At 74.5% G+C, this 18,532-nt stretch carries 11 protein-coding genes; 7 read left to right on the plus strand and 4 right to left on the minus strand.

Translation table 11 applies throughout. The features are described 5' to 3' along the window. The first annotated feature begins 107 nt into the window (after nt 1–107). Genes recC through AB0N29_RS08695 form a run of 4 tightly spaced genes read left to right on the plus strand, consistent with a single transcriptional unit; the run spans nt 108 to nt 9,228 of the window. Nucleotides 108–3,452 (plus strand): exodeoxyribonuclease V subunit gamma, encoded by a 3,345-nt coding sequence (recC, locus tag AB0N29_RS08680; RefSeq protein ID WP_364865847.1) that lies wholly within the window; start codon nt 108–110, stop codon nt 3,450–3,452. Continuing rightward, on the plus strand, nt 3,449–6,772 hold the full coding sequence (locus AB0N29_RS08685) for a UvrD-helicase domain-containing protein (RefSeq protein WP_364865849.1): 3,324 nt from the start codon (nt 3,449–3,451) through the stop codon (nt 6,770–6,772). Before recC ends, AB0N29_RS08685 begins: the two co-directional genes overlap by 4 nt. Beyond that, nucleotides 6,769–8,571: an exodeoxyribonuclease V subunit alpha gene (gene recD / locus AB0N29_RS08690; protein ID WP_364865851.1), complete on the plus strand. Its 1,803-nt coding sequence runs from the start codon at nt 6,769–6,771 to the stop codon at nt 8,569–8,571. Before AB0N29_RS08685 ends, recD begins: the two co-directional genes overlap by 4 nt. A gap of 45 nt (nt 8,572–8,616) precedes the next feature. Next, complete coding sequence (locus AB0N29_RS08695) at nt 8,617–9,228, plus strand: ACT domain-containing protein (RefSeq protein WP_302269069.1); 612 nt, start codon at nt 8,617–8,619, stop codon at nt 9,226–9,228. Nucleotides 9,229–9,240: 12 nt separating this feature from the next. Here the strand turns inward: AB0N29_RS08695 and AB0N29_RS08700 are convergent, their stop codons facing one another. After that, nucleotides 9,241–9,693 (minus strand): nitroreductase family deazaflavin-dependent oxidoreductase, encoded by a 453-nt coding sequence (locus tag AB0N29_RS08700; protein ID WP_302269070.1) that lies wholly within the window; start codon nt 9,691–9,693, stop codon nt 9,241–9,243. Nucleotides 9,694–9,778: 85 nt separating this feature from the next. Here AB0N29_RS08700 and AB0N29_RS08705 point away from each other — a divergent pair, with 85 nt between their 5' ends. Genes AB0N29_RS08705 through AB0N29_RS08715 form a run of 3 tightly spaced genes read left to right on the plus strand, consistent with a single transcriptional unit; the run spans nt 9,779 to nt 12,011 of the window. Then, nucleotides 9,779–10,714, plus strand: coding sequence for a 1,4-dihydroxy-2-naphthoyl-CoA synthase (locus AB0N29_RS08705; protein ID WP_364865854.1), 936 nt, complete (start codon nt 9,779–9,781; stop codon nt 10,712–10,714). A gap of 23 nt (nt 10,715–10,737) precedes the next feature. Then, a complete protein-coding gene (locus tag AB0N29_RS08710) occupies nt 10,738–11,265 on the plus strand; it encodes a DUF4333 domain-containing protein (RefSeq protein ID WP_302269072.1) in 528 nt (175 codons plus the stop codon). A gap of 53 nt (nt 11,266–11,318) precedes the next feature. Next, on the plus strand, nt 11,319–12,011 hold the full coding sequence (locus tag AB0N29_RS08715) for an NAD-dependent deacylase (protein ID WP_364865857.1): 693 nt from the start codon (nt 11,319–11,321) through the stop codon (nt 12,009–12,011). A 28-nt stretch (nt 12,012–12,039) separates the two neighbouring features. On the opposite strand, the gene treZ is transcribed toward AB0N29_RS08715, so the two are convergent. The 3 genes from treZ to glgX are packed head-to-tail and all read right to left on the minus strand — an operon-like array spanning nt 12,040 to nt 18,392. Next, nucleotides 12,040–13,827 carry a malto-oligosyltrehalose trehalohydrolase gene (gene treZ, locus AB0N29_RS08720; RefSeq protein ID WP_364865860.1) on the minus strand — a complete coding sequence of 596 codons (1,788 nt, stop codon included), beginning with the start codon at nt 13,825–13,827 and terminating at the stop codon, nt 12,040–12,042. Next, nucleotides 13,828–16,230: a malto-oligosyltrehalose synthase gene (gene treY / locus AB0N29_RS08725; RefSeq protein WP_364865863.1), complete on the minus strand. Its 2,403-nt coding sequence runs from the start codon at nt 16,228–16,230 to the stop codon at nt 13,828–13,830. It abuts the gene before it with no gap. Beyond that, nucleotides 16,227–18,392, minus strand: coding sequence for a glycogen debranching protein GlgX (gene glgX / locus AB0N29_RS08730; RefSeq protein WP_364865866.1), 2,166 nt, complete (start codon nt 18,390–18,392; stop codon nt 16,227–16,229). Before glgX ends, treY begins: the two co-directional genes overlap by 4 nt. Nucleotides 18,393–18,532 lie beyond the last annotated feature (140 nt).

Here is an 18,532-nt window from a genome sequence, read left to right on the forward strand (position 1 = left end):
CGGTTCCTGGCCTCGGGACCCGCCGCAATCGTTCAATCGCGCGGTTCCGACGGCGCACCCCGGCCACGGCGCCGGCCCTGTCGGCGCCGGGTGGCATGCTGCGCCGCGTGCCCCTCCACCTGCACTCCGCGCCGCGGACCGACCAGCTCGCCGACGCCCTCGGCGACCTGCTGTCGCGCCCGCTCGCGGACCCCTTCGCCGAGGAGGTGGTCGCGGTCCCGGCGAGGGGCGTGGAGCGCTGGCTCACCCAGCGCCTCTCGCACCGGCTCGGCGCGTCGCCGGGCGGTGGGGACGGGGTCTGCGCGGGGGTCCGCTTCCTCAGCCCGCGGTCGCTGGTGGGGCTGCTGCTCGACCGCGACCGCGACGACCCGTGGGACCCCGACCGGCTGGTGTGGCCGCTCCTCGGGGTGATCGACGACAGCCTCGACGAACCCTGGTGCGCGACGCTGGCCGCCCACCTCGGCCACCGCCTGGAGGGCGAGGAGGCGGCCCTGCGGCGCAACCGGCGCTGGTCGGTCGCCCGCCGGCTCGCCGGGCTCTTCGCGTCGTACGCCGTCCAGCGGCCCTCGCTCGTGGCCGACTGGCGCGCGGGGCGGGACACCGACGGTGCGGGTGCGCCGCTGGACGAGGACCTGCGCTGGCAGCCCGAGCTGTGGCGACGCCTGCTCCAGCGGGTCCCGGTCGACCCGCCGGACGTCCGCCACGAGGCGACGCTCGCCGCCCTCCGGGCCGGCGGTGACGGGCTCGACCTGCCCGACCGGCTCTCGCTCTTCGGCCACACCCGGCTGCCGGTCACCGAGGTCGAGCTGCTCTCCGCCCTCGGCACCGACCGGGAGGTGCACCTGTGGCTCCCGCAGCCCTCGCCCGCCCTGTGGCGCGACCTCGCCGGGGTGGGCGGCCCCGTCGCCCGCGCCGAGGACGACACCGCGCTGCGGGTGCGGCACCCGCTGCTCGCCTCCCTCGGGCGCGACACCCGTGAGCTGCGGCGCGCGCTGGCCGCCGCCGACGTCGAGGAGCACGAGACAGCGGCGACCGACCCCGCGGCGGCGGGGGCCCCGGGCGCGACCCTGCTCGGCTGGCTGCAGCACGACCTCCGCGCCAACGCGGCCCCCGACGCCGCGGAGCGGGCGGCCCGACGGCCGGCCCCCGACGATCGCAGCGTGCAGGTCCATGCCTGCCACGGACCCGCACGACAGGTCGACGTGCTCCGCGAGGTGCTCGTCGGCCTCCTCGCCGACGACCTGACGCTCGAGCCGCGCGACATCCTCGTGATGTGCCCGGACATCGAGACCTACGCCCCGCTGGTCTCGGCGGGCTTCGGCCTGGCCGACGTGGTGCCCGACGACCACGGGCACCCCGCGCACCGGCTGCGCGTCCGGCTGGCCGACCGCGCCCTGACCAGCACCAACCCGCTGCTGTCGGTCGCCGCCCGGCTCGTCGCGCTCGCCGGTGGCCGGGTGACGGCCAGCGAGGTGCTCGACCTGGTCTCGGCCGAGGCCGTCCGCGCCAGGTTCCGGCTCACCGACGACGACGTGGCCCGGGTGACCCGCTGGGTCGGCGACGCCGGCGTGCGCTGGGGCCTGGACGCGGAGGGACGCGCGGGCTTCGCGATGAGCGGGTTCGCGCACAACACGTGGCGCGCGGGCCTCGACCGGGTGCTGCTCGGCGTGGTGATGAGCGGCGACGACCACCGGCACCTGGGTCGCGGGCTGCCGCTGGACGACGTGGGCAGCGGCGACATCGACCTCGTCGGCCGGTTCGCCGAGCTGCTGGCGCGCCTGGAGGAGTGCCTGCGGGCGCTCGGCTCCGCGGCGCTCGTGGGGGAGTGGATGACCGCGCTGCACGACGGCGTCCGCGCGCTGACCGACGTACCGCTCGAGGACGCCTGGCAGCTGCCCCAGCTCGAGCGCGAGCTGGCGCGCGCGGTCGAGGCGGCCGGGTCGGGCGCGGACGTGCCGCTGCGGCTGGCCGACGTCCGGGCGCTGCTGGAGTCCCGCCTCGGCGGCCGGCCGACCCGGGCGAACTTCCGCACCGGCACGCTGACGGTCTGCACCATGGTCCCGATGAGGTCGGTGCCGCACCGGGTGGTCTGCCTGGTCGGCCTCGACGACGGCGTCTTCCCGCGCACCGGGTCCGTCGACGGCGACGACGTGCTGGCCCGTCGGCCGTGCACCGGTGAGCGCGACCCGCGCAGCGAGGACCGCCAGCTGCTCCTCGACGCGGTGATCGCGGCCTCGGAGACCCTGGTCGTCACCTACACCGGCGCCAACGAGCACTCCGGTGCCCCCCGCCCGCCCGCGGTGCCGCTGGGCGAGGTGCTCGACGCGCTCGACCGCACCGCCGCCGCGCCGGTCCGCGACCAGGTCCTGGTGCGACACCCGCTGCAGCCCTACGACGCACGCAACTTCGCCGACGGCGCGCTCGGCGTGGCCGGGCCGTTCGGGTTCGACGAGCCCGCGCTGGCCGGCGCCCGCGCGGCGCTCGGCGAGCGCCACCCCCGCCCGGTGTTCCTCGCGGCCCCGCTGGCCGAGCGCGACACCGACGACGTCGCGCTCGCCGACCTCCACGACTTCCTGCGGCACCCGGTCCGCACCTTCCTGCGCCGACGGCTCGACATCGGCACGCCGCGCGCGGCCGAGGAGGTCAGCGACGCGATCCCGGTCGACCTCGACGGGCTGCGCTCGTGGGAGGTCGGCGACCGGCTCCTGAACGAGCTGCTCGCCGGGCAGGACGCCGCGGCGGTGATGACCGCCGAGCAGCTGCGCGGCTCGCTGCCACCGGGCCGGCTCGGGCACGCGTCCCTGACCCAGGTCGTCGAGGAGTCCCAGAAGCTGTGGGCCAGCACCACCGACCTGCGCACCGGCCCCGCTCGCAGCCTCGACGTCGACGTGCCGCTCGGCGACGGCCGCCGGCTCTCCGGCGTCGTGCAGCGGGTGCACGGCACCCGGATCGTCACGCTGAGCTACTCCCGGCTGAAGGCCAAGCAGCGGCTGGCCTCCTGGGTCGACCTGCTCGCGCTGAGCGCCGGCCGGCCCGACGAGCACTGGACCGCCCACGCGGTCGGCCGGGACAAGGCCGGGCCCAAGCGCGCCCTCGCCGGCCCGGTCGACCACCGCGCGGTCGACCGGCTCCGCGAGCTGGTGGAGCTGATGGACCTCGGGCTGACCCGCCCGCTGCCGATCCCCGTCCTGACCGCCCACGCCTGGGCGGAGGCACGCGTCCTGGAGCTGATGGGGAACGACCGCTCCCCCGACCAGGCCGCGGAGCGGGCGTGGCGCACCGACCCGGGCAACAGCTGGGGCATCGAGGGGGAGGACGCCGACCCCCACCACGTCCGGGTGTGGGGCGAGCGCGCGCCGCTGTCGGTCCTGCTCGACGCCGGCCTGGCGACGTACGCCTGGCTGGTCTGGGAACCGCTGCTCACCGGCGGGGAGCGGGTGGCCGCGCTGTGAGCACGACGGCCTTCGACATCCGCGACCAGCTGCCCACCGGGACCACCCTGCTCGAGGCGAGCGCCGGAACCGGCAAGACGTGGACGATCGGTGCGCTGGTGACCCGGTACGTCGCGGAGGGGGTCTGCCCCCTGGAGCAGATGCTCGTCGTGACCTTCGGTCGGGCCGCCAGCCAGGAGCTGCGCGAGCGCGTCCGCGGCCAGCTGGTCGAGGCCGAGCGCGCGCTCGCCGACGACCCCACCCTCGCGCCGGCCGAGCCGTCCGCGCTCATCGAGCTGCTGCTGGACTGCGACGCCGACGAGCGGGCGCTGCGGCACCGCCGGGTGACCGACGCGCTCGCCGGGTTCGACGGCGCCACGATCGCCACCACCCACCAGTTCTGCTCCATGGTGCTCGGCTCCCTCGGGGTCGCGGGCGACACCGACGCTCGGGCCCGTCTCGTCGAGGACCTCGACGACCTGCTGACCGAGGTCGTCGACGACCTCTACCTGCGGGCGTTCGCCTTCGCCGACACCGCCCCGGCGTTCAGCCGGGCGGAGGCGATGGGCATCGCCCGGGCCGTCGTCAGGGACCCCCAGGCCCGCCTCGAGCCGGCCGAGGAGGACCGCTCGACCCCGGCGGGCCGGCGCGTCGCCTTCGCCCGCGCGGTGCGCACGGAGATGGAGCGGCGCAAGCGCAGGCTCGGGGTCCTCTCCTACGACGACCTGCTCGCCCAGCTCGCCGACGCCCTCGAGCACCCCGACGCGCCGGCCCGAGCCCGGATGCGCCAACGGTGGCGGATCGTGCTGGTCGACGAGTTCCAGGACACCGATCCCGTGCAGTGGCAGGTGCTGGACCGGGCGTTCACCGGCCACGCCACGATGGTGCTCATCGGCGACCCCAAGCAGGCGATCTACGCCTTCCGCGGCGGCGACGTCACGACGTACCTCCACGCGGCGGCGACCGCGACCACCACCAAGACGCTGCCGGTCAACTGGCGCAGCGACGAGCACCTCCTCGACGCGTTCCAGACCGTGCTGCGCGGGGCCGAGCTCGGCGACCCCCGGATCGTCGTGCACGACGTCACCCACCACCACCCCGGCTCGCGCCTCGCGGGGGCGCCGAGCACCGCGCCGTTCCGGCTCCGGGTGCTGCGCCGCGACCAGCTCGGCCGACGCGGCACCGCGCCGCTCTACGTCAGCCAGACCCGCCCCCACGTGGCACGCGACCTCGCGCTCGACGTGCGGCGACTCCTCGCCTCCGGCGCGACGTTCGAGGGCCGGCCGCTGGAGCCTCGGGACGTCGCCGTCATCAGCTACCGGCACGCCGACCTCGCCGCCTGCCGAGCCGCCCTCCACGAGCTGGGCGTCCCCGCCGTGATCGCCGGGGGCGGGAGCGTCTTCGCCACCCCGGCGGCCACCGAGTGGCTGGAGCTGCTGGAGGCCCTCGAGCAGCCGCACCGCAGCGCCCGGGTCCGGACCGCGGCCCTGACCTGCTTCTTCGGCCACACCGCGACCGAGCTGGACGCCGGGGGCGACCGGCTCACCGACGACGTCGCCGACACGCTGCGGTCCTGGGTCGAGGTGTTCACCCGGCGCGGCGTCGCCGCGGTCCTGGAGGCCGCCACGGTCGCGGGCCTCCCGGCCCGGGTGCTGGCCGAGGTGGGCGGCGAGCGCCGGCTCACCGACCTGCGCCACCTCGGCGAGGCCCTGCACGAGGCGGCGCTCACCGAGCGGCTCGGGCTGGTCGCGATGCTGGCCTGGCTGCGCGGCCAGGTCGCCGACGCCCGGGAGGGCCGCGGCGCGGAGCGCACCCGGCGGCTGGACTCCGACGCCGCCGCGGTCCAGCTCGCGACCATCCACGCCAGCAAGGGCCTGGAGTACCCCGTCGTCTACCTGCCAGCCCTCGCCGACCGCAACGTCCCCAAGCCGTCCATGCCGCTCTTCCACGACGCCCAGGGGCGCCGCTGCCTCGCGGTCGGCGGACCCGGAGGGGACGACTGGGACGACCACGTCCGCCGGTGGGCCGAGGAGGAGGCCGCCGAGCACCTCCGGCTGCTGTACGTCGCCCTCACCCGCGCCCGGTCGCAGGTCGTCGCCTGGTGGTCGCCCACCCGCAACACCCCCTGCTCGCCGCTGCACCGGATGGTCCTGGGCCGCCGGCCGGGCATGGCCGAGGTGCCGGCGGAGTTCGCGAACCGCACCGACGACGAGGCCGCAGAGTTCCTCGCGCGCTGGGAGGCGGCCGGTGGCCCGACCGTCGAGGCGGCGGTCCACGCCGACCCCGGCGCCGACCCCGTCCGCCCGGCGCTGCCGGCGCTGGCGGCCCGCCGCTTCCAGCGCGAGGTCGACGTGGCCTGGCGGCGCACGTCGTACTCCGCCCTCACCCGCGTGGACGTGGTCGCCGCCTCCGCCGGCCCGGGAGGGGTGACCAGCGAGCCGGAGGTGGTCGCGAAGGAGGACGAGCCGGACGTCCCGGTCCCGACGCCGCGCCCGGCCGAGGGCTCCGTGCCCTCGCCGATGGCGGGGCTGCCGGTGGGCGCGACCTTCGGCTCCCTCGTCCACGCCGTCCTCGAGCACGCCGACCCGGACGCCCCGGACCTGCGCGCGGAGCTGCTCGGCCACGTCCGCGAGCAGCTCGTGCGGTGGCCCGTGCCGCTGGACCCCGAGGAGCTCGCCGACGCCCTGGTCGCGGTGTGCGACTCCCCGATGGGCCCGCTCGCGCCGACCACCCTGCGGCAGGTGCCGCTGCGCGACCGGCTCCGGGAGATGGACTTCGAGCTCCCCCTCTCCGGAGGCGACCTGGCCGCCGGACGTGACGCCCGGCTCGGCGACCTCGCACCCCTGCTGCGCCGGCACCTGCCCGAGGGTGACCCGGTGCGGGCCTACGCCGACGCCCTCGACCAGCCGGCGCTCGGCGGTCAGAGCCTGCGCGGCTACCTGACCGGGTCGGTCGACGTCGTGCTCCGCCTGCGCGACGAGCAGGAGCGCCCGAGGTACGTCGTCGTCGACTACAAGACCAACTGGCTCGGCCCGGTCGACGAGCCGCTCACCGCGCACGCCTACCGCCCCGAGGCCCTCGACGCCGCGATGGGCCACTCCGACTACCCGCTCCAGGCGCTGCTGTACGCCGCGGTGCTGCACCGGTTCCTGCGCTGGCGCCAGCCGGGCTACGACCCGGAGGTCCACCTCGGCGGCGTGCTCTATCTCTACCTGCGCGGCATGTGCGGGGCGGACACCCCGCTGGTCGACGGCGAGCCGTGCGGGATCTTCTCCTGGCGGCCGCCGGTGGCGCTCGTGACGGAGCTGTCCGACCTCCTCGACGGGAAGATCCAGCCATGACCGAGCTGTTCGAGCCCGTGGGGGAGCAGGACCCGCGCCTGGCGCTCGGGGCGACCGGACCGCTCGCCGAGCTCAACCGGGCCGGCCTGCTGGAGGCCGGCGACCTGCACGTCGCCACCCGGGTGGCCGACCTCGCCGGCGAGACCGGGCCGGACGCCGGGCCGGACGCCGACCTGGTCCTGCTCGCCCTGGCCCTCGCCGTCCGCGCCGTGCGCCACGGCTCGGTGGCGGTCGACCTGGCGACGGCACCGGAGGTCGCGCCCGAGCTGGACTGGCCCGAGCCCGGGGCGTGGCTGCGCGCGGTGGCGGGCTCGAGGCTGGCGGCGCAGGGCGCGCTGCGTCTCGAGCACGGCCTGCTCTACCTCGACCGTTACCACCGCCTCGAGCAGCAGGTCTGCGACGACCTGGTCGCGCGGGCCGGGCAGCGGCCGTCCGAGGTCGACGAGGCCGCGCTGGCCGCCGCGCTCGAGCGGGTCGGCGCCGGCCGGCTCAGTGCCCAGCAGCGCGAGGCGGCCGAGCGCAGCGTGCGCCAGTGGACGACCGTCCTGACCGGCGGCCCCGGCACCGGCAAGACCACCACGGTGGCCCGGATCCTCGCGGTCCTGGCCGACCAGGCGGCCGCCCGGGGCGAGCGGCTCTCGGTGGCCCTCAGTGCGCCCACCGGCAAGGCCGCCGCCCGGCTGCAGGAGGCGGTCGAGACCGAGCTGGCCGGCCTGCCGGCCGAGGACCGCGACCGGCTGCGCCGCCTGGACGCGATGACGCTGCACCGGCTGCTGGGCTGGCGACCGGACAACGCGACCCGGTTCCGGCACGACCGGACCAACCGGCTGACCTACGACGTGGTCGTGGTCGACGAGTCCTCGATGGTCGAGCTGACGCTCATGGCGCGGCTGCTCGAGGCGGTCCGGCCCCAGGCCCGGCTGCTGCTGGTCGGCGACCCCCGCCAGCTGACCTCGGTCGGCGCAGGGGCGGTGCTCTCCGACCTCGTCGCGGGGCACGAGGGCGACCCGGCCTCGCCGGTGGTCTCCCTGACCGAGAACTACCGCTCCACCCAGGACATCAAGACCCTGGCCGAGGCGCTGCGCACCGGCACGGCCGAGGAGGTGCTGGCGGCGCTGCGGGAGCCCTCGGCGGAGGTCGAGTTCGTCGAGACCGACGACCCTGCGAGCGTGCTGCGCCCGGACACGCTGGCCTCGGCGCTCGCCGTGCGGAGGGCCGCCGAGCGGGGCGACCCGGCCGCCGCCGTACGCGCCCTCGACGAGCACCGGCTGCTCTGCGCGCACCGCGAGGGCCCCTTCGGGGTGCGTGTCTGGAACCGGACCGTCGAGCAGTGGCTCGCCGAGGAGATCGGCCAGGACCTGCACCAGGAGTGGTACGTCGGCCGGCCGCTGCTGGTGACCACCAACGACCACGCGCTCGAGGTCTACAACGGCGAGACCGGCGCCGTGGTGCTCGGTGGCGACGGGCGCGTGCGCGCCTGGATCGCCGGGTCCGGCGGGCTGCACGACTTCGCCCCCGGGCGGCTGGACGCGGTCGAGACGATGCACGCGATGACCATCCACAAGAGCCAGGGCAGCCAGGCGCGGCGGATCACGGTGCTGCTGCCCGAGGAGGGGTCGCGGCTGCTGAGCCGGGAGCTGTTCTACACCGCGGTGACCCGGGCCCAGCGGCACGTGCGCGTGGTGGGCTCGGAGGCCGCGGTGCGGGCCGCGGTCGAGACCCGCGCGCAGCGCGCCACCGGCCTGCGGCAGCGGCTCCAGGCCGCCCGCGGCGGCGCGACACGCCGGCCCGAGGCGTGAGCGGGAGAAACCAGGGCGCAACGTCGGCGCACTAGGGTCGCGAGCATGCCCTTCCTGCTGCGCGTCGAGCTGCCCGACGTCCCCGGGTCGCTGGGGCGCCTGGCCACCGCGATCGGTGAGGCCGGCGGCGACATCGAGGCCATCGAGATCGTCGAGAAGCGCCACGACGGCACCGCCCTCGACGACGTGCTGCTCGAGATGTCCGGCGGGGCCATGCCCGACTCGGTGGTCTCGGCCTGCAACCAGATCGACGGCGTGGAGGTCGTCTGGATCAGCCGGTACGCCGCCGGGGGCAACCTGGTGCTCGACCTGGAGGCCGTCGAGGAGCTGACGGCCGACCCGGCGAAGGCCGTCGACCGCTGCGTGGACCTGCTGCCGGTGACGTTCCGCTGCGACTGGGCGGTCCGCATCCACCGCGCGCTGGGCGTCCGGCACAGCACCGAGGCGGCGCCCGACGACCTGGACTTCGTCGAGATCGACCGCACCGAGCGGCTCGAGGTCGACGGGGACGACGTGACGATCTACGCCGCGGTCCGGCTCGACGGCAACGAGATCGTCGTCATCGGCCGCCGCGGCGGCCCGGAGTTCCTCGACTCCGAGCTCGCCCGGCTCGACCACCTCGTCGGGCTCGCTCAGACGATGGCGCGGGTGGGCTGACCCGCCCGGGCGTCAGTCCTCGACGCGCTCGAGCAGGAAGACCGGGATCTCGCGGTCGGTCTTCTCCTGGTACTCCGCGTACGGCGCGTACTGCGCGACGCAGCGCTCCCACCACTCCGCGCGCTCGGCGCCGGTGACGACGCGCGTCCGGTAGAGCGCGGGCTCCGGTCCGTCCTGGAGCTGCACGACCGGGTGGGCGAGGAAGTTGGCGTACCAGCTGGGGTGCTCCGGCGCGCCGCCCTTGGAGGCGACCGCGGCGTACACGCCGTCCTTCTCGACCCGCATCACCGGGTTCTTGCGCAGCTTGCCGCTCCTGGCGCCCTGCGAGGTGATCACCACGATCGGCCACTCGGGCTTGCCCATCAGGGTGTGCGCCTCGCGGCCGCCGGTGCGCTCGTAGGTCTCGACCTGGTCGCGCACCCACTGGTCGGGGCTGGGCTCGTACTCGCCGTCAAGGAGGTCCATGACCTACCAGAACCCGTTCCGGGCCCACCCTGTTCCGCCCGGTCCTCCTCCGGGGCGCCGTCGCGCCGCGGCTAGGGTCGGGCGCATGAGTGCGATCGACGGCGTGTCGGAGATCTTCGACCCCGAGCTGTGGGACGTCGTCCCGGGCTTCGAGGACCTGACCGACCTGACCTACCACCGCGCGCGGGCGCACGGGACGGTCCGCGTCGCGTTCGACCGGCCCGACGTGCTGAACGCCTTCCGCCCGCACACCGTCGACGAGCTGCTCCGGGTGCTCGAGCACGCCCGGACCACCAGCGACGTGGGCTGCGTGCTGCTGACCGGCAACGGGCCGGGCGAGCGGCACGGCAAGTGGGCGTTCTGCACCGGCGGCGACCAGCGGATCCGCGGTCGCGCGGGCTACCAGTACGAGAAGGCCGACGGGGTCGAGGGAGACGACGCCGGGGTCACCGTGGACAAGGCACGCCTCGCGAGGCTGCACATCCTCGAGGTGCAGCGGCTGATCCGGTTCATGCCGAAGATCGTCATCTGCGTGGTCCCCGGGTGGACGGCCGGCGGCGGGCACAGCCTGCACGTCGTGTGCGACCTGACGATCGCCAGCCTCGAGCAGGCGCGGTTCAAGCAGACCGACGCCGACGTCGGCTCCTTCGACGGCGGGTTCGGCTCGGCGTACCTCGCCCGCCAGGTGGGCCAGAAGTTCGCCCGCGAGATCTTCTTCCTCGGCCAGGAGTACTCCGCCGAGGACGGCGTCCGGATGGGCGCCGTCAACCGTGCGGTGCCGCACGCCGAGCTGGAGGCCACCGCGCTGGAGTGGGGGCGGCTGGTCAACGGCAAGAGCCCGACGGCGCAGCGGATGCTGAAGTTCTCCTTCAACGCCATCGACGACGGGCTGGTGGGACAGCAGATCTTCGCCGGCGAGACCACCCGCCTGGCGTACATGACCGACGAGGCGCAGGAGGGCCGCGACCAGTTCCTCGAGAAGCGCGAGCCCGACTGGTCGGCCTACCCCTGGTACTACTGAGCCGCACCGGTCACCGAGCCCCCGTGCGCCCCTCCCTCGCCGCCGTCCTGCCCGCGCTGCTCCTCGCGGGCCTCGGCGGGCCTGCGCTCGGCGGCTGCGGGAGCGAGGACGCCGAGCTGCCCACCGACCGGCTCGAGTCCGAGGTGGCCGCGCTCTACCCGGCCGCAGACGAGCGCGTCCGCGTCGACGTGCGCTGCGCCGGGCCGCTCGCCGCCGAGGTGGGAGCCACCCAGGACTGCCGGGTGGCGGTGCGCCGGGACCTGGCGACGGTCCGGGCGACCGTCGTCGAGCAGACCGACGCCGGTCCCGTGTTCGAGACCGCGCCGGTGCTCCCGGCCGACCAGGTCGCGCGGACAGTGCTGGACGGCCTCACCCGCGAGGAGTACGTCGTGGGCGAGGTGGTCTGCGAGTCCGAGCTGGTCGGCGTCGTCGGTGAGTCCGTCGCCTGCACCGCGACCCCGCCCGACGGCGGCCGGCCCACGCCGGTCGAGGCGTCGGTCCGCGCGGTGGAGGGGCTCGACGTCCGGCTGCGGTACCGGCTCGTGGGCTGACCCCGCTCCGCTCGTGGCAGGTGACACACTCCAGGCATGGAGCTGAGGTCGTCATGAGGGTCGTGGTGCTGACCGGGGCCGGGATCTCCGCCGAGAGCGGGGTGCCGACCTTCCGGGACGCCGACGGGCTGTGGGAGGGCCACCGGGTCGAGGACGTCGCGACCCCCGAGGCCTACGACGCGCAGCCGTTCGTGGTGCACCGCTTCTACGACGCCCGCCGGGCCGCGCTGTCGGGGGTGAGTCCGAACCCGGCCCACCACGCGCTCGCGCGCCTGGAGGAGGAGCTCGGCGACGACCTGCTCGTCGTCACCCAGAACATCGACGACCTGCACGAGCGGGCCGGCTCCCAGCGGGTGCTGCACATGCACGGCGAGCTGCTCTCTGCGGTCTGCCGCGCCTGCCGCGGCCGCTCGCGGTGGGAGCAGGACCTCTCCGACCTGCCGCCCTGCCCCCGCTGCGGCGTGCCCGACCTGCGCCCGGACGTGGTGTGGTTCGGCGAGATCCCCTACGAGATGGACCGCATCTACCTCGCGCTGGAGTCCGCGGACCTGTTCGTCTCGATCGGCACCTCCGGCGCCGTCTACCCCGCTGCCGGGTTCGTCCAGCAGGCCGCGACGTACGGCGCCCGCACCCTGGAGCTGAACCTCCAGGCCAGCGAGGTCACCACCCTCTTCGACGAGACCCGCCACGGCCGTGCCGGCGAGCTCGTCCCCGCCTGGGTCGACGAGCTGCTCGTCCGGCGCTGAGGGCCGCTGCGCGTCCCACCAGCACCACCTACCCCAGCAGCACCCCGACGTGCGGGGGCAGCGAGAGCGCGCCGCCGGGCAGCAGCTCGGCGCCGGTGGGGGTGGCGAAGAGGACGGCGAGGTCCGGGTCGACCGTGAGGTCGGCGGGGGAGTCGCCGAAGTTGATCGCCATCAGGGTGCCCGCCCGCTCCATCGTGAAGACGCGCGTGCCCTCGTCGGCGGTGCAGGAGACCGAGGTGAACGCGGGGTCGGTCAGCGCGGGGACGGTACGGCGCAGCTCGCCGAGCCGGCGGTAGACGTCGAGCAGGACGGCGTGCCGGCCGGAGGAGAGCTCGGTCCAGTCCAGCTGGGAGCGCCGGAACGTCTCGGGGTCCTGGGGGTCGGGCACGACCGCGGGGTCCCAGCCCATCTTGGCGAACTCCGAGATCCGGCCCTCGGCCGTCGCCTTGCCCAGCTCCGGCTCGGGGTGGGAGGTGAAGAACTGGAACGGCGAGGAGGCCGCCCACTCCTCGCCCTGGAACAGCATCGGCGTGAACGGCCCGGCCAGGGTGAGCAGCGCCGCGCAGGCGAGCTGGTCGTCGTCGAGCACCTCCGCGATCCGGTCACCGACGGCGCGGTTGCCGATCTGGTCGTGGTTCTGGTTGGCGACGACGAGCCGCCAGGTGGGCATGTGCTCGGTGTCGATCGGCACGCCGTGCTCGCGCTCGCGGAACGACGACCACGTCCCGGCGTGGAAGAAGCCCTCCTCGCACACCTTCGCCAGCGCCGACAGCGGCTCGAAGTCGGCGTAGTAGCCGGACGTCTCACGCGTCAGTGCCACGTGCACGGCGTGGTGGAAGTCGTCGCTCCACTGGGCGTCGAGACCGTAGCCGCCGGCCTCCCGGGGCGTGACCAGCTTCGGGTCGTTGAGGTCGGACTCGGCGATCAGCGTGAGCGGACGGCGCAGGTGCGCCGACAGGGCGGCGACCTCGATCGCCATCTCCTCGAGCAGGTGGACCGGCGAGGCGTCCTCGAGCGCGTGCACGGCGTCGAGCCGCAGCGCGTCGACGTGGTAGTCGTGCAGCCACATCCGCACGTTGTCGAGGATGTAGCGCCGCACCTCGGCCGAGCCCTCGCCGTCGAGGTTGACCGAGTCGCCCCACGTGTTGCGCCCGCTCGTCAGGTAGGGCCCGTAGACCGGCAGGTAGTTCCCGCTCGGCCCGAGGTGGTTGTAGACGACGTCCTGCACGACGCCGAGGCCCGCCTGGTGGCAGGCGTCGACGAAGCGCTGGTACGCCGCCGGGCCGCCGTACTGCTCGGCGACGGTGTGCCACAGCACGCCGTCGTACCCCCAGTTGTGGGTGCCGTTGAAGCCGTTGACCGGCAGCAGCTCGACGAGGTCCACGCCGATGTCGCGCAGGTGGCCGAGCTTGCCGATCGCCGCGTCGAGGGTCCCCTCGGGGGTGAAGGTGCCGACGTGCAGCTCGTAGACCACCGAGCCCGGCAGCTGGCGGCCGGTCCAGGCCGCGTCGCCCCAGGTGTACGTCGCGGGGTCGTAGGTGCGCGACCGCTCGTGCACCCCCTGCGGCTGGCGGCGCGAGCGCGGGTCGGGCAGCACCGTCCCGGAGTCGTCCACGAGGTAGCCGTAGTCCACCTCGCCGCCCGCGGGGACCGGCTCGGCCGGCGCCCACCAGCCGTCGTCGCCCCGGGTCATCTCGACGACCTCGGTGGCGTCGGCCGGGCCGAGGGCGAGACGGACCCGGGAGGGCTTGGGGGCCCACAGGTCGAAGGGGCCCCGGGCGGGGGTGCGGGTCGTGGGGGTCGTGCCTCGGGTCATTCAGTCCTCCTGGACGAGCAGGGCGACGGGGTACCCGTCGAGCAGCTCCGCCAGCCGGGGCGAGGCCGGCCGGTCGGTGACGACGTCGCGCCAACGGCCCGGCGGCAGGTCGAGGGTGGTGTCGCCCCAGCCGCCGCGGGAGGCCAGGCCGACGGGCAGCCGCGTGACGACGGCGATCGCGCCGCCGCGGTCGTAGGCGAGCACGTGGTCGGCGGCCGAGCCGGTCGCCGGCACCGCGGCGTAGGAGCCGAACAGCTCGGGCCGGTCCCGGCGCAGCGTCAGCGCGGCGTGGGCCACGCGCAGCTTCGCCGAGCCCGGGTCGTCGAGCGCCTCGCCCAGCGGGGACCACTCGGCCATCTCGAGCATCGTGCGGCGGGCGTCGAAGTCGACCGGGCGGCGGTTGTCGGGGTCGACCAGCGACTGCTCCCACAGCTCGCTGCCCTGGTAGACGTCCGGGACGCCGGGGAGCGTGATCGACAGCAGCTTCGCCGACAGCGCGTTGACCCAGCCCGGCCCGACGACGCGGGGCAGGAACGCCTCGATGGTCGTGCGGACCTCCTCGTCGTCGAACGCCGCGTCGACGGCCGCGTGGACCGCCGCCTCGTACGCCTCGTCGGGGTCGGTCCACGTCGTCCGGTCGCCGGCCTCGCGCATCGCCTTCTCGGCGTACCCGTGCAGCCGGTCGCGCAGGTCGGGGTCGGAGGGCAGCCAGGCGCCGACGACGGCCTGCCACAGGAGCGAGGCGAAACCGGGGTCGGGCAGCGGCACCAGCTCCAGGAGCCGGTCCAGCGTCTGCTCCCACGCCCCGGGCACCTCGGCGAGGGCGGTGATCCGGGCGCGCACGTCCTCGCCGCGCTTGGTGTCGTGGGTGGAGAGCGTGGTCATCGCGTGCGGCCAGCGACCCTGGCGCACCGTCATGTGCTCGTGGAACGTCGCGGGGTCGAGGGAGAAGACGCTCGGGTCGCCGCCGACCTCGTTGAGCGAGGTGAGCCGGGAGTACCGGTAGAACGCGCAGTCCTCGACGCCCTTGGCCATCACCATGCCGCTGGTCTGCTGGAAGCGCCGGGCCGGCGGCGTCCACGGGTCGCCCAGCACGGGCAGGAGCACGTCGAACGTCGCGTCCAGGTCCGGCCGAGCCTCGCGCGCCGCGGCGAAGGCCTGGTCGAGGTGCTCGCGGCCCTCGGGCAGGTAGGAGCGGTACACCGGGAAGCACGCCAGCATCTCGGCGAGCGCGTCCACGACCCGCTCGGTGGTCGAGTCGGGGCCGGCCGGGACGATCCGCCGCACCTCGCGGGTTATCCGGCGGACCTCGCTGTTGAGGATGCCGTCGGCCACCTCCCGCTTGGTGCCGTGGATCATCCGGTGCCAGTCGACGCGGCCGCCGCGCAGCCGTGCCTCGAGGTCGTCGAGCGGCTCCTGGCCGGCCGGGTCGGTGAGCACGCGGTCGATGTGGGCGAGCACGTCGTACCCGGTGGTGCCGGCGGTGGCCCAGGTCTCGGGCAGCTCCTCGCCGGGCTCGAGGATCTTCTCGACCAGGACGTAGGCGCCGCCGGTGAGCTCGGCGAGGTCGTCGAGGTAGCGCTTGGGGTCCCGCAGGCCGTCGGGGTGGTCGACGCGGAGGCCGTCGACGAGCCCCTCCTCGAACCAGCGCCGGATCTCCTTGTGCGACTCGGCGAAGACCTCGGGGTCCTCCACCCGCACCGCGGCGAGGGTGTTGATCGCGAAGAACCGTCGGTAGTTGAGGTTCTCGTCGGCCATCTGCCAGTGGACCAGCTCGTAGGCCTGGCGGGCGTGCACGTCGTTCGCGTCGTCGCCCTCGGTCCACGTGCCGGGAGCCACCGGGTAGTGGTTGTCGTGGTAGAGCAGCTCGGCGCCGTCGGGGGTGTCGACGACACGCAGGTTGCGGATCCGCCCACCCTCGGCGGCCGGGTCCTCGAGGTCGTCGTCGCCGATGACCGGCACCCGGATCCGGCCGTCGCCGGCCGCCCACTCGATGTCGAACGCCGAGGCGTGCTCGGACTCGCGGCCGTGCTTGAGCACGTCCCACCACCAGGCGTCCTCCGACGGGGTCGCCACGCCGACGTGGTTGGGCACGATGTCGACGAGCACCCCCATGCCGAGCCGCCTGGCCTCGGCCGAGAGGGCGGCGAGGCCGGCCTCGCCGCCGCGGGAGGGGTCGATGTGGTCGTGCGCCACGACGTCGTACCCGTGGGTGCTGCCGGGCTCGGCCGCGAGCAGCGGGGAGAGGTAGACCCAGTCGACGCCGAGGTCGCGCAGGTACCCCAGCCGGCGGGTCGCCTCGAACAGGTCGAGGTCCTCGCTGATCTGCAGCCGGTAGGTGCTGACCGGGACCCGCTGCCCGTCCGCCGGTCCGGCGTCGCGGTGCCTGCCCTCCGTGCTCACTCCTGCTCGCTCTCGATCAGCGCCGCGACGGAGGCGGCGACGGAGGTGTCGACCTCGGCCTCGGGGGCGGCGTGCTGGCGCAGCACGACGAGGCTGTGGGTCTCCAGGAAGAGGGTCGACCCGGGCTGGAGGCCCGTGGCGTCGCTGTCGCGACCGGTGTCGACGACGACGTCCCACGCGTCGGCGTACTCGTCGGCCGGCAGCACCACGTCGGTGGGTCCGTCGGCGTTGAAGTAGAGCAGGAAGTGGTCGTCCACGATCCGTTGGCCGCGCTCGTCCTTGCCGGCGATGCCGTCGCCGTTGAGGTACATGCCGATGACCTGCTGGCCGCCCTCCCAGTCGCCGTCCTCCATCGGCCGGCCCTCGGGGTGCAGCCAGACGATGTCGTTGAGGCGCTCGCCGTCGCCGGTGCGCACCTCGCGCCCGGTGAAGAAGCGCTTGCGGCGGAACGTCGGGTGCTCCTTGCGCAGCTGGGCGATCGCCGCGGTGAACTCCAGCAGCGCGGTGTCCGCGCGGTCCCAGTGCATCCAGGCGATCTCGGAGTCCTGGGCGTAGGTGTTGTTGTTGCCGTCCTGGGTGCGGCTCATCTCGTCACCGTGCAGCAGCATCGGCACGCCCTGGCTCAGCAGCAGCGTGGCCAGGAAGTTGCGCTGCTCGCGCGCCCGGGCGGTGAGGATCCCCTCGTCGTCGGTCGGGCCCTCCACGCCGTGGTTCCAGGAGCGGTTGTGGCTCTCGCCGTCGTTGTTGTCCTCGCCGTTCGCGTCGTTGTGCTTCTCGTTGTACGACACCAGGTCGCGCAGCGTGAACCCGTCGTGGGCGGTGACGAAGTTGATGCTGGCGAAGGGTCGCCGGCCGGAGTGCTCGTAGAGGTCCGAGGACCCCGCCAGGCGGCTCGCGAACTCACCGAGCGCGGGCTCGCCGCGCCAGAAGTCGCGGACCGTGTCGCGGTAGGCGCCGTTCCACTCCGTCCACTGCGGCGGGAAGCCGCCGACCTGGTAGCCGCCGGGACCGATGTCCCACGGCTCGGCGATCAGCTTGACCTGCGAGACGACCGGGTCCTGCTGGACGAGCTCGAAGAACGTCGCCAGCCGGTCGACCTCGTAGAACTCGCGGGCCAGGGTCGAGGCCAGGTCGAAGCGGAAGCCGTCGACGTGCATCTCGGTCACCCAGTAGCGCAGCGAGTCCATGATCAGCTGCAGCGAGTGCGGGTGGCCGACGTTGAGGCTGTTGCCGGTGCCGGTGTAGTCCATGTAGTAGCGCTTGTCGTCGTCGACGAGGCGGTAGTAGGCCTGGTTGTCGATGCCGCGGAAGCTCAGCGTCGGGCCCATGTGGTTGCCCTCGGCGGTGTGGTTGTAGACCACGTCGAGGATCACCTCGATGCCCGCGGCGTGCATCGCCTTGACCATCGACTTGAACTCCTGCACCTGCTGGCCGGGCTCGCGCGTGGAGGCGTAGTCGGCGTGCGGGGCGAGGAAGCCCAGGGTGTTGTAGCCCCAGTAGTTGCGCAGCCCCTTCTCCAGCAGCGTGCTGTCCTGCACGAACTGGTGGACCGGCATCAGCTCGATCGCGGTCACGCCGAGCTTCTGCAGGTGCTCGGTGACGGCGGGGTGCGCGAGGCCGGCGTACGTGCCGCGCTGGGCCTCGGGGATGTCGGGGTGCAGCTGGGTCAGGCCCTTGACGTGCGCCTCGTAGATGAAGCTCTCGTTGTAGGGGATGCCCAGCGGCCGGTCGCCCTCCCAGTCGAAGAACGGGTTGATCACCACGCCCTTGGTCATGTGGGCGGCCGAGTCGAGGTCGTTGCGGGAGTCGGGGTCGCCGAAGTCGTAGCCGAAGAGCGCCTGGTCCCAGTCGATGTCGCCGCTGGTGGCCTTCGCGTACGGGTCGAGCAGCAGCTTGTTGGGGTTGCAGCGCTGTCCCTCGGCCGGGTCGTGCGGGCCGTGCACGCGGTAGCCGTAGCGCTGGCCGGGCTGGACGGCCGGGAGGTAGCAGTGCCAGACGAATGCGTCGACCTCGGTCACGTCGATGCGTGTCTCGGTGCCGTCCTCGTCGAAGAGGCAGAGCTCGACGCGCTCGGCGGCCTCGCTGAAGAGGGCGAAGTTCGTGCCGGTGCCGTCGAACGTCGCACCCAGGGGGTACGGCTGGCCGGGCCAGACCTCGGTCATGTGGTGCCCTTCGTGGTGGTGGCTTTGGATCGATCGAATCCCAGGGCGCGGAGAAGCGCCCCCGGGCGCTCCCGTTACCCACTCCGTCCACGGGTCACCCGTCACCTGTCCGGGCGTGCTACTGGCGAGTAGGATCGCCG

This window comes from Nocardioides sp. NPDC092400 (assembly GCF_040684155.1).
GTDB lineage: Bacteria > Actinomycetota > Actinomycetes > Propionibacteriales > Nocardioidaceae > Nocardioides.

Bases quoted from the DNA above. Each gene is read 5' to 3' on its own strand.
- AB0N29_RS08705 (WP_364865854.1), top strand. From the start codon at position 9,779: ATGAGTGCGATCGACGGCGTGTCGGAGATCTTCGACCCCGAGCTGTGG.
- treZ (WP_364865860.1), bottom strand. From the start codon at position 13,827: ATGACCCGAGGCACGACCCCCACGACCCGCACCCCCGCCCGGGGCCCC.
- AB0N29_RS08695 (WP_302269069.1), top strand. From the start codon at position 8,617: ATGCCCTTCCTGCTGCGCGTCGAGCTGCCCGACGTCCCCGGGTCGCTG.
- glgX (WP_364865866.1), bottom strand. From the start codon at position 18,392: ATGACCGAGGTCTGGCCCGGCCAGCCGTACCCCCTGGGTGCGACGTTC.
- AB0N29_RS08715 (WP_364865857.1), top strand. From the start codon at position 11,319: ATGAGGGTCGTGGTGCTGACCGGGGCCGGGATCTCCGCCGAGAGCGGG.
- recD (WP_364865851.1), top strand. From the start codon at position 6,769: ATGACCGAGCTGTTCGAGCCCGTGGGGGAGCAGGACCCGCGCCTGGCG.
- AB0N29_RS08700 (WP_302269070.1), bottom strand. From the start codon at position 9,693: ATGGACCTCCTTGACGGCGAGTACGAGCCCAGCCCCGACCAGTGGGTG.